Origin of the sequence: Acinetobacter sp. NIPH 817 (assembly GCF_000368405.1) — a bacterium.
GTDB lineage: Bacteria > Pseudomonadota > Gammaproteobacteria > Pseudomonadales > Moraxellaceae > Acinetobacter.
Genome location: NZ_KB849420.1, coordinates 2,827,551 through 2,838,540, shown reverse-complemented (window position 1 = coordinate 2,838,540; position 10,990 = coordinate 2,827,551). Strand labels below are relative to the sequence as shown.

At 39.8% G+C, this 10,990-nt stretch carries 9 protein-coding genes; 3 read left to right on the top strand and 6 right to left on the bottom strand.

Annotation, left to right across the window (positions count from 1 at the left end):
- Positions 1-20: 20 nt before the first annotated feature.
- Positions 21-1,232 (top strand): magnesium transporter CorA family protein, encoded by a 1,212-nt coding sequence (locus F968_RS16980; protein WP_004794962.1) that lies wholly within the window; start codon positions 21-23, stop codon positions 1,230-1,232.
- 245 nt (positions 1,233-1,477) lie between these two features.
- Here the strand turns inward: F968_RS16980 and F968_RS16975 are convergent, their stop codons facing one another.
- From F968_RS16975 to F968_RS16950, 6 genes are all read right to left on the bottom strand, one after another.
- Positions 1,478-1,807 carry a chaperone modulator CbpM gene (locus F968_RS16975; RefSeq protein ID WP_004794961.1) on the bottom strand — a complete coding sequence of 110 codons (330 nt, stop codon included), beginning with the start codon at positions 1,805-1,807 and terminating at the stop codon, positions 1,478-1,480.
- Positions 1,808-1,827: 20 nt separating this feature from the next.
- The gene (locus tag F968_RS16970) at positions 1,828-2,775 is read right to left on the bottom strand and encodes a DnaJ C-terminal domain-containing protein (protein WP_004794959.1); all 948 of its coding nucleotides are present in this window, start codon (positions 2,773-2,775) and stop codon (positions 1,828-1,830) included.
- Between the two features lie 146 nt (positions 2,776-2,921).
- Complete coding sequence (locus tag F968_RS16965; RefSeq protein WP_004794957.1) at positions 2,922-3,533, bottom strand: LysE family translocator; 612 nt, start codon at positions 3,531-3,533, stop codon at positions 2,922-2,924.
- A gap of 138 nt (positions 3,534-3,671) precedes the next feature.
- The gene (gene hslO, locus F968_RS16960) at positions 3,672-4,547 is read right to left on the bottom strand and encodes an Hsp33 family molecular chaperone HslO (protein ID WP_004794955.1); all 876 of its coding nucleotides are present in this window, start codon (positions 4,545-4,547) and stop codon (positions 3,672-3,674) included.
- Between the two features lie 163 nt (positions 4,548-4,710).
- The gene (locus F968_RS16955) at positions 4,711-6,555 is read right to left on the bottom strand and encodes a monovalent cation:proton antiporter-2 (CPA2) family protein (RefSeq protein WP_004794953.1); all 1,845 of its coding nucleotides are present in this window, start codon (positions 6,553-6,555) and stop codon (positions 4,711-4,713) included.
- 76 nt (positions 6,556-6,631) lie between these two features.
- Complete coding sequence (locus tag F968_RS16950; RefSeq protein WP_004794950.1) at positions 6,632-8,860, bottom strand: primosomal protein N'; 2,229 nt, start codon at positions 8,858-8,860, stop codon at positions 6,632-6,634.
- Between the two features lie 148 nt (positions 8,861-9,008).
- Here F968_RS16950 and gspF point away from each other — a divergent pair, with 148 nt between their 5' ends.
- On the top strand, positions 9,009-10,214 hold the full coding sequence (gene gspF, locus F968_RS16945; RefSeq protein WP_004794948.1) for a type II secretion system inner membrane protein GspF: 1,206 nt from the start codon (positions 9,009-9,011) through the stop codon (positions 10,212-10,214).
- Positions 10,215-10,237: 23 nt separating this feature from the next.
- On the top strand, positions 10,238-10,822 hold the full coding sequence (gene gspG, locus F968_RS16940) for a type II secretion system major pseudopilin GspG (RefSeq protein WP_004794946.1): 585 nt from the start codon (positions 10,238-10,240) through the stop codon (positions 10,820-10,822).
- Positions 10,823-10,990: the final 168 nt, after the last annotated feature.

The window sequence follows — 10,990 nt, the reverse complement described above, 5'->3', positions numbered from 1 at the left end:
TAAAAACAGATCGTTGTGGTATGCAGGTTTATTATTTTTATCGCCATCAAGCTGACGGCTATGTCTTTTTAAGCCGAGAACAGCATAGTGAACATGTTCTGGAGTTTTTCTGGATTGACAGTGTCAGAACGGATGTGGTGAATCATAACGAAGAATGGCAACAAAGGATTCATCAGCTTTCGGGTGTGGTTATTAATGAGTTTCATATGCGGGATATTGCCAATATTGAACATCCCTGTGCATTTGACACACTTGAAGAATATGACCTGCTCATTTTTAAAAAGCTGGTTACACCTGATGATGAAATTAAACATGCTGAATCCCAAGATAGTGTTTTTGGATTAGCAATGACACCCATCAGTTTTATCTTGACGCCTGATGTACTGATTAGTGTGCGTGAGCAGGGCAATAAGTCGATTGAAAACTATATTCAACGTCTCGAAAATATTTTATGTAAAACTTTAGAAGAACAAAACAAAACCCGTAAATTACCGAATTCACCTGTCGATTTATCGTTACGCTTGTTAAATAGTATGGTTGATGGTTATCTTGATATCCGTTCACCATTGACGAGAAGAGTCGAGCATTGGCAGCAACAACTATTACAGGGTAATCGTCGTTTTAAACAATGGCACCAGTTGTTCCATGAAAATATGGCCTTTCAACAGGTCGAAAATTTATGTGAAGAACAAATCGAAACCCTTCAAGAATTTCGAGATGAAATTGTAGAAAATTACCATCATGTGGTTGGTGGACATATCCGCAATTCACAAGATATTCTACTAGTTCGTTTAAATGATTTAATGAGTCATGTGGAACGTATCCAGAAACATACTTTACGGTTACGTAGTGCCATTCAGTCGGCTATTGATTTGCATTTTTCTGCTATTGCGAACCAAACCAATGAAAACATGCGGATTCTTGCGATTATCACGGCAGTCTTTGCGCCGCTTACCCTTTTAACGGGCATTTATGGAATGAACTTTGAGTTTATTCCTGGTCTTAAATCACCCGTTGGTTTCTGGATTATGTTGGGTGCCATGCTGATTAGTACGATTTTTCTGTTGTACTATTTTTATCGACAGCACTTGGTTGGGCGTGGTGAAAAAAGTGTGATTGATTTACTGGCTCAACAGCATCGTCAAGATCGGATGAATTTGTTTTGGTTTTTGGAATATGAGCCGATTAAACAGACTGTGAAGGAGTTGGAGAAAATTACTCGGTTGAAATAAATTTTTATTTTTGCACGTCGGGGTCTTGCTGAGTTGTTATTTAATATAGTCATTAACCTTCGGTTCGACCTACTTTTGTTTTGGCAAAAGTAGGCAAAACCATTGCCATCTGCAAAACCTGTTCAATACTTATTTTTAAATAACAGCATTACAAAAGCATTATCTGATTAATACCACGCAGGTTGCAGATGGCTTCCCGAGTATCAAATTTCAACCAGGGTTTTATGCTGCATTAATACTATTCCTCAATGAAAATGCTTCAACTGTTTTCTAAGTTGTTGTACTTCATCAATCAAATCTAACATCACCGCAACTGCTGCCAAACTTGCGTCAAAGTCACGTTGCAGACGATAAGCTTTACGTGCACGTGCCACATCTTCACCGATAAATTGGTGTGCTTCAGGCGTATTGTCGACAGATAAAATGTCATATTCAATTAACTGAATAATCCAGTCAGGACTTTGACCACAAGCTTGAGCAAATTGTTGTAGATCAAATGTAGATTGTTCATCAACGACCTCCGCATTAAAGGTATGGCCGTCATATACAATTTCGCGATAATGAATGGTTGTCATGATCTTGCTCCCTAATGAGATTAACGAGGTTCGAATGAAGCGAAGGCTTCAGCCAGTTGTTGATAAGCTTGTTTTTCTTTTTCAGAATGTGCTGGTGGGAATACAATATTTAAAATTAAATAGAGATGGCCTGGCGTTTTATTTGGTATCCCTTTGTCTTTTAAACGTAGCTGTTGTCCTTGTTTTGCGTTGTGAGGTAAATTGACGTTTAAAGGTCCAGCTGGTGTTTTTACTTCAATACCCTGACCTAATGCAGCTTCCCACGGCGCGACATCTACAGTCAAATATACATCACTACCTTCAACATGAACGCGGTCTGTATCTTTATACTGAATTTCAATATAAAGATCGCCGTTGGCACCGCCATTGATGCCACTTTGTCCTTGTCCACTTAAGCGGATTTGCTGACCTTCTTTCATACCTTTTGGTATTTTCACCTGCAAGGTTTTGCGTTGAACTTCAGGCTCGCCATAAGCATTCATAGTCGGGATTTGCAGGGTAATCTGTTGCGTTGATCCATGATAGGCAATATCAAGATCGACTTCTATGCTGGCATGTTGGTCTTCACCGCGATAACTACGCTGTTGTCTTTGGTACTGCTGCTGACCACCACCAAATCCTGCACCAAAGCGTCCAAATAAATCTTCAAAACCGCTAAAGTCTGCTTGTTCACCACCTGTAAAGCCTTGGCGATAAAACTGTGCTCCATCAAAACCACCTTGTGCAGCACCCTGACCAAAGTTATTAAAACCTTGAGGATGATCTAACATCTGGTCATATTCAGCTTTTTTTTCTGCATTGCTTAACGTGTCGTAGGCAACATTAATAGCCTGCATCTTTTCTTCTGCATCTTTTTCTTTGCTGATGTCAGGATGATATTTACGGGCTAATTTTCGATAAGCTTTTTTAATTTCATCAGCAGAGGCTTTGCGTGTAACCCCTAATTCTTCATAATAATTTTTTGCCATAATGTTTTATCACGATGGAGTTGTTTATTTCATTATGAAACGATTTTTAGAGTTTTCAATAAGCTAGATTGTATAAGAGTTGTTCTATTTCAAAATGAAATTGATAGAAAAAGGTATAGGCAAATGAGGCGTATACCTTTCATGATTTAGATGAAACTTTGATATAAGCCGTAAAGGGCAATAAGTAAAAGTAATAAACCGCATAGCCCTAATATTTTTGGGTATAAATGACTGTTAGAAAGGCGACGGAAGAATATATAAACCAAAGATAAAGTGAGGAAGTCTAAAACAATCCATGTCAGGGTCAGTATGGTTAGACTTAAATTTAATTGTGGGGTAATAGACACAAATTGCGGAAAGAAAGCCGAGAAAAAAATAATATCTTTAGGGTTTGAAATACCGACGAGAAAGCCTTTTTTAAAGCCGCCATTTTGTGCTGAAACTGTTTGTATTGCTTCTGGGTGAGGTGCTTGAATGACTTCTTTGAGAATACTAAAACCCAAATAACCAATATATAGACAGCCTAAAATACGAATGATATTGAGATAACTATCGTTAACGCTCAGTACTCCCTTTAAAACGAGTACTGAAATAAAAATTAAGACAAGGGATGCGAGATTTGTACCAAAAATGGTTTCAAGTGCTTTTTTATAGCCTCCTTTAAGTCCAGCGCTTGCAACTAAAATCATGACGGGGCCAGGGGTCGCAATCATAATAACTACGCTAAAAATAAAGAGAAAATAATCAAAATAATTCATGGTATTTAGGCATCTTATTTATTAGGCTATAAAGTAGCCTTATCTTATCCTATTTAAATTAACATGTTGAAAATTATCATCAAAAAATAAAGGTAAATAAAAAAGGCGGTATATCCGCCTTTTTATAAATTTTAATAATTAACTTAAATGTTCACCAAATAATGCTAAAGCTTCTTCAGCAGTAAAGGTGTATTGAGTATTACAGAACTGACAATCCATACGTATAGGGTTCTGTTCTTCTAGTGTTTCATGAACAGCCTCTACACCAATTTGAATCAGCGCATTTGCACAGCGTTCTTTTGAACATGTACAGCCAAATTTTAGTGCTTCAATTTCTGGTAAACGAACTTCTTCTTCGTTATATAAACGATATAAAATTTCGTTTGCATCTAAATTGGTCAGCTCTTCGGCTTTTAATGTTTCGGTTAACATTGTCAAACGTGGCCATAAATCTTCATCGACCAAATTTTGCTCTTCTTCATCATGACGTGGTAAAAGCTGAATCAGTAAACCACCAGAGCGTTTAGTTGTACTTGCTAACACAATGCGAGTTGGAATTTGTGCAGACAAATCGTAATACTGCATTAAACAGCCAGCTAAAGTCTTTTGATCAAGAGGGACAATCCCTTGATAACGCTCGCCAAATTCAGGTTCAATATTAATAAATAAAACTGGATTAACTAAAGCGCCAAGAACTGTACTACTGTCTGTTGCTTCGATGAAGCGTGGGTCTGTTTCATAATCAGCTAGAGCACGTACTTCACCCAAATGATTACATTCAGCCATTGCCCACTTAAAGGTGCCGCTAGCCTGGATTTGCAAGCTGATACGGCCTTTGATTTTTAGTGTACTTGCAAGTAATGCAGTCGCACTCAACATTTCACCTAACAGAATTTTAACCGCAGGCATATAGTCACGTTGAGCTAAGATAGTTTGTAGTGCCTCTTCTAGATGAACTACTTCCCCACGAACCGGAAAGTTCTCAATATAAAAGCGTTGGCGTAAATCAGACATAATATTCTCCAGGGCCCTAAGCAGAGTATAACTATTTCGTTTTAATCAAGCTTAGGAAATGCAGCGAAGCCGCAAGCCGGACAGGGGCAGCTTTGTGCCCATTGTCCAATTATTTAGGCAATGTGAATAAGTCCTTAATATAGCCATTTTCTGAAATCTCAAGTTATTCTAGATGATCTCTTGTAATGTCGATGCGATTTGGCTGTAAATGACGCTTTAAATTCACATCATGTTTTGACGTAGCCTGTTGCTGCGCATCACTTTCAAACAAATGTTCAAGTTCGGCTAAGGCATTACGATGTGTTTCAAAGATCTTCTGTTCATCAGTATAAATACTTTGCTGCTGTATGAGCAATTTCTCATCATAATCCCGAAAGATTTCGATATTGTTATAGGCTTGTTCATCTGAGATGCCGAGTTCTCTCAAGGCGCGATAAGCCATACCTAATGAGGATAAATACGTCTCACGCCAAATGTATTCAACACCTAAATCTCTTAAAAGATGTACATGGTGACGGTCACGAGCACGAGCCAACAGCTTTAAGTTTGGGTAATTTAATCTGAGATGGCGAGCGACATTCATTGAATCTTCGACATCATCAATCGCTAAAATAAATACTTTGGCTTTTTCAATACCCGCGGAACGTAATAAATCTGGCTGGGTCACATCACCATAATAAAGCTTACCGCCGTATCGACGAACAAAGTCCACTTGATGAAGATTGTTGTCGATTGCGGTAAAGCCTAAATGTTGCAGACGGGCAATACGCGCGATAATTTGTCCAAATCGACCAAAACCAGCAATGATAATCGGGTTATCCTGCTGAGGAATTTCATCGTATTCAGGTGGGCGTTCCTTATTAAACAGAGGAATGACCTTGGTTGCCATAATCCAGTAAATCACTGGGGTAAGTACCATCGACAACGTCACAATAAGGGTCACTGGCTCTAATAGAGCTTGAGTTAAAATCTTCTCACTTTTTGCAAGACTCAAAATTACAAAAGCAAATTCTCCGCCTTGTGCCAAACAAGTACCCAAAAGCAAACTATTGTTCCAGCTGTATTTTTTATAGCGGGCAATGGTAGTCAATATCAGTGTTTTGATGAGCAATAAGCCGACTGCTCCACCAATAATAAGTAAAGGCATTTCAATGAGTAGTGACAGTTGAGTGGTCATACCCACGGTCATAAAGAATAAGCCAAGTAGTAAACCTTTGAACGGTGCAATACTCGCTTCAACTTCATGACGAAATTCTGAATCTGCTAATAATACGCCTGTAAGGAACGCGCCTAATGTGGTGCTAATTCCTAAGGTATCCATAAGCAAGACAACGGCAAGGATAATAAATAATCCTACTGCTGTAATAAGCTCAGTCGCGCCACTTTTTGCAACAAAGCGGAAGAATGGACGCATCACATAGCGACTAAACAGAAACAAGCCTGTAAAGGTCGCAATAATCGCCGCAAAATAAGCGATCCCGTGATGGGTTGATTCTGTTCCTGCCAATAATGGAATGATGGCAAGTAAGGGAATCGCCGCTATATCTTGAAAGAGCAAAATCGAAAAAGACTGCTGACCATAAGTCGTGTTGAGTTGCTGCTTTTCAGTCAGAAGCTGTAATACAAAAGCGGTGGAAGATAGCGCAAGGGCAAAACCAATGACAAAGCTGACAGAAAGCTGCTGCTTAAAGAGTAATAGTATGATCAGCATAAGTACGCCACCGCTAATGAGGACTTGCAGACTTCCCATTACAAAAATAGAGTCACGCATTTCCCACAACCGCTGTGGTCTTAGTTCTAAACCAATCAGGAACATCAATAAAATGACACCGAATTCGGCAAGTTCCATAATCGCTTCAGGGTCATGTGCAATATTTAAAACACTAGGACCTAGAAGTATTCCTGTAAATAAATAACCTAAAACTGTTGCTATCCCTAGGCGTTTGCCAAGAGGGACTAAAATCAGAGAAGCTCCAAGAAAGATTGTTGCTTGCAGTAGGAATGACATTCATTGCCTCGAATGTATTAGTCTCTTTTAAGTGTAAAGCCAAAAAGGCTTCTTCACACCATGATATTCAAATCATCTAATTAAATTCTTGCGGATCGACATCAATTGATAGCCTGAGTTGATGCTGTCTTGGTGCATGAACCAATTGAGACCACCATTGTCTTAAGTAAAAATGTAAGCGAGCACGATCAGCAGATAAAATAACCATGTGAGCACGATAGCGTCCCGCTTTACGTTCCATCGGTGCAGGAATAGGTCCCCAAATATCAACAATCTCACCAGCGACTTGACGAAGTTGCTCGGCAGCTTCATTTAAAAATTGTAAGGTATAGTCACGATCTTTGGATTCTGCTCGTATCAATACTGCATAGCGATAAGGTGGCAGCAAAGCTACTTTACGTTCAGCCAGCGTTTGTTTGGCAACCGCGCGATAATCTTTTTCGATGAGTGTGGTAAGTAACGGATGGTCAGGTCTTAATGTTTGTAAATAAACATGGCCTTTATGTTCTCCACGACCTGCACGACCAGCGACTTGTACAATCAGCTGCGCCGTACGTTCTGGTGCACGGATGTCTACACTGAGTAAACCTGCATCAATATCTAAAATGGCAACTAATGTGACATGTGGAAAATGATGGCCTTTTGCCAACATTTGAGTGCCGAGTAAAATTGTTGGTTTGTTTTGATGAATACGGTCATAGATTTTTTGCCAGCTTCCGACACGACTAGTACTGTCACGATCGACCCGAATGACATCATGATCTGGAAATAGTTCTTGTAAGTGCTCTTCAACCTTAGCGGTTCCTGCGCCTAAAGTTTTTAAGCTTTTTTGCTGACATTCAGGGCAATGATCGGGTAAGCGATGAATGGTTCCGCAGTGGTGACAATGTAAATAAGAATAAGGCTGAGTGTGCAACGTAAAATGCGCGTCGCAATGCGGGCAATTTGCTTGCCATCCACAGCTTTCACAAACCAGTACAGGTGCATAGCCACGACGGTTTAAAAAGATTAAAACCTGTTCTTTTCTAGCTAATGTATGTTTGATTTGTTCAATAAGGGGTTGGCTAATTCCATGCTGTTTTTTGACAATTTTAAGGTCTATCAAATGCATTTTAGGCAAAAGTGCATGTCCAGCACGTTTGTTGAGTTGCAGTGCAGTTAATTTGCCAGTTTCGACCAAATAATAACTATCAATACTTGGTGTTGCCGACCCTAAAATAACAGGGCAGCTTTGCAAGTGACCGCGGTACAGTGCGACATCACGTGCATGGTAACGGAAGCCTTCTTGCTGTTTATAAGACAAGTCATGCTCTTCATCTAAAATAATGAGGCCCAAACGTGGCAGTGGCGTATAGATGGCAGAGCGCGTTCCTAAAATAATAGACGCTTTTCCGGTCTGTGCCTGTTGCCATGCTTGTAAGCGTTTGGAGTCATTTAAGCCAGAGTGCAATAAAGCAATATCACAGTTAAAACGAGACTTAAAACGGGAAATCGTTTGAGGGGTTAAACCAATTTCAGGTACTAACACCAATACTTGTTTACCTTGCTTTAGCACTTCGTGCATGATGTGCAGATAAACTTCAGTTTTACCACTTCCTGTTAAACCATCTAGCAAAAATGCTTGGTATTGATGTTGTGCGTTTACGACGTGCTGGGTTGCTTGCTTTTGGTCTTCATTGAGTGTGAGCGGCATTTGGGCTAATTGAACAGGTGTGGGGCTAAAGTCGTGTGGTTCGAGCGTGCAGTCAACCAGTCCTTTCTTTTGAAGCGCTTTAAGTGTTGCTGTTTCTACACCACTTAAATTTAAAATATTTTCTGTAGTTCCAGCAGGGTGTAATTTTAAAATTTGATACGCATCTTGTTGCTTAACAGAACGCTTTAGCAGGGCTTCAACATTGTCACAGGGAGTGATTTTCCAAAGATGGAACAAAACATCCATTGGTTTGCCCTGACGCAGTAATGCGGGTAAGGCGGTTTGCATGACCTCACCAATTGGAAATTGGTAATATTGCGCGGACCATGTCAATAAACTTAAAACTTGTTCATCTAAAATTGGTTCTTCATCTAAAAGTTCAGAAATGGCTTTAAGCTGAAAGGTACCTGTAAATGATTCATTTGGGTTCACTTTTTCTGTAATGATGCCAATCAGGTTTTGGCGTCCAAATGAAATGGCGACGCGTGAGCCTACGTGAGCCCGTTCATATTGTGCTTGGGTGAGTGTATAGTCAAAAGTGTCGTACAGATGCACAGGTACGGCTACACGCACACGATAAACAACTGAATCAGGCTTTGGCGTTATGGTCATAGAGGCTCATTTCGTCAATTTTAAAAAACGGCATAGCGTCGTGAAGAGGACTTGGGTATTCTACACAGGCTATAGAACGAATATGAATGATTGCGTAGCATAGATGCAACAGCAGCGACTATTATTTTTGGAAAATTAGAACATTACCATGCCTGCATATCAATTTACTGCCATTGATGCTTCAGGGAAGCAGCAAAAAGGAGTGCTTGAAGGAGACTCAGCACGCCAGATTCGCCAACAATTACGCGATAAAGCATGGACACCAATTAGTGTTGACCCTGTTGAACAAAAAGATAAACATCAGAGTCAGGGATTATTCCAAAAAAAGTTTAGTGCTTATGATTTAGCTCTCATGACCAGACAACTATCTGTTTTGGTTGCAGCGGCCATTCCTCTAGAAGAAGCTTTACGTGCGGTGAGTAGGCAAAGTGAAAAACCGCATGTGCAAAACCTTTTATTATCTGTCCGTTCTCGCGTTTTAGAGGGGCATTCACTCGCACAAGGTATGCAGCAATCTGGACGGTTTCCTGATCTCTATATTGCAACGGTCGCAGCAGGTGAGCGTTCTGGGCATTTAGATCTGATTTTAGATCAGCTCTCGGATTACACTGAAAACCGTTTTGCCATGCAAAAGAAAGTTCAGGGTGCCATGATTTACCCAATCATTTTAATGCTGATGTCTTTTGGTATTGTGATGGGCTTAATGACTTATGTTGTGCCAGAGATTGTAAAAACGTTCGACCAAAGTAAAGATGCCTTGCCGTGGATTACAGTTGCTTTAATGAAAGCCAGTGATTTTATCCGTCATGCCTGGGTGTTTATTATTATTTTTGCAGTTGTGGGAGTTGTCGCATTCGTAAGATTTTTAAAAACGACTGCTGGGCATTATGCTTTTGATCGATTAACACTCAAATTGCCATTATTCGGTAAACTGTCACGTGGTATTAATTCTGCACGATTTGCCAGTACTTTATCTATTTTGACTCGTTCAGGCGTACCTTTGGTCGATGCCTTAAAGATTGGTGCAGCAGTGACCAGTAATTGGGTCATACGCGATTCAATTGCCCATGCAGCTGAGCGTGTTACCGAAGGTGGTAACTTGGGTACACAGCTTGAGCGTAGTGGTTATTTCCCACCAATGATGGTACAAATGATTCGAAGTGGTGAGGCATCAGGTGAACTGGACCGCATGTTAGAACGTGCATCGACCATGCAAGATCGTGAGGTTACAACATTTATTTCAACCTTACTGGCATTACTTGAACCACTTATGCTGGTTCTAATGGCAAGCATTGTACTGGTTATTGTAATCGCGGTTATGCTGCCAATCGTAAATATGAACAATATGATTTAATAACTTTGATATTAGAGATAATGATGAAAGTAAAAAATATTCAAAGCGAAATAGCGATGGAACAACATAGTGAATCTGCGGTTCCAAATCAGTTTGAGCCAACGTGCCATTCCGAGCATAACTCTCAATCAGATGTTTGCTCCTCAAGCACAGCTTTCGGACTTGCGGCACGTTCGAGCGGTGCTCGAATGAAACGTGCCTCAGGATTTACCCTCATTGAAGTCATGGTCGTGATTGTAATTTTAGGCGTGTTAGCAGCGTTAATCGTACCCAATGTCATGGGGCGTAGTGAAAAAGCTAAAATTGATACCACCCAAATTACATTAAAAGGTGTAGCTGGTGCTTTAGATCAGTACAAGCTTGATAACGGACATTTCCCAACCATGCAAGAAGGCGGACTAGATGCTTTAGTTAATCAACCTGCAACAGCGAAAAACTGGATGCCGGGTGGCTATGTAAAAGGTGGTTATCCTAAAGACAGTTGGAAAAACGATGTTCAATATGTAATTCCAGGGGCGGATGGTCGCGCTTTTGATTTGTATTCATTTGGCGCAGATGGCAAAGATGGTGGTGAGGGTAATGATGCGGATATTTATTATCAGCCTTAATTGAAAATATAATAGAGATTATCAATTTAGTTAAAAAGATAAACCGATAAATTAGAATTGATAATCTCTCTCAATCATAAAAATATAATAAATATTTGAAAAACATAAATTAAAATTAATAATGATATTTGAGATTTATAATAAGAATTATTCCCATATTTAATAGTT

Excerpts from the sequence above, each read along its gene's own strand:
- F968_RS16980 (WP_004794962.1), top strand. The coding sequence starts at position 21 with ATGCAGGTTTATTATTTTTATCGCCATCAAGCTGACGGCTATGTCTTT.
- F968_RS16975 (WP_004794961.1), bottom strand. The coding sequence starts at position 1,807 with ATGACAACCATTCATTATCGCGAAATTGTATATGACGGCCATACCTTT.
- F968_RS16970 (WP_004794959.1), bottom strand. The coding sequence starts at position 2,775 with ATGGCAAAAAATTATTATGAAGAATTAGGGGTTACACGCAAAGCCTCT.
- F968_RS16965 (WP_004794957.1), bottom strand. The coding sequence starts at position 3,533 with ATGAATTATTTTGATTATTTTCTCTTTATTTTTAGCGTAGTTATTATG.
- hslO (WP_004794955.1), bottom strand. The coding sequence starts at position 4,547 with ATGTCTGATTTACGCCAACGCTTTTATATTGAGAACTTTCCGGTTCGT.
- F968_RS16955 (WP_004794953.1), bottom strand. The coding sequence starts at position 6,555 with ATGTCATTCCTACTGCAAGCAACAATCTTTCTTGGAGCTTCTCTGATT.
- F968_RS16950 (WP_004794950.1), bottom strand. The coding sequence starts at position 8,860 with ATGACCATAACGCCAAAGCCTGATTCAGTTGTTTATCGTGTGCGTGTA.
- gspF (WP_004794948.1), top strand. The coding sequence starts at position 9,009 with ATGCCTGCATATCAATTTACTGCCATTGATGCTTCAGGGAAGCAGCAA.
- gspG (WP_004794946.1), top strand. The coding sequence starts at position 10,238 with ATGAAAGTAAAAAATATTCAAAGCGAAATAGCGATGGAACAACATAGT.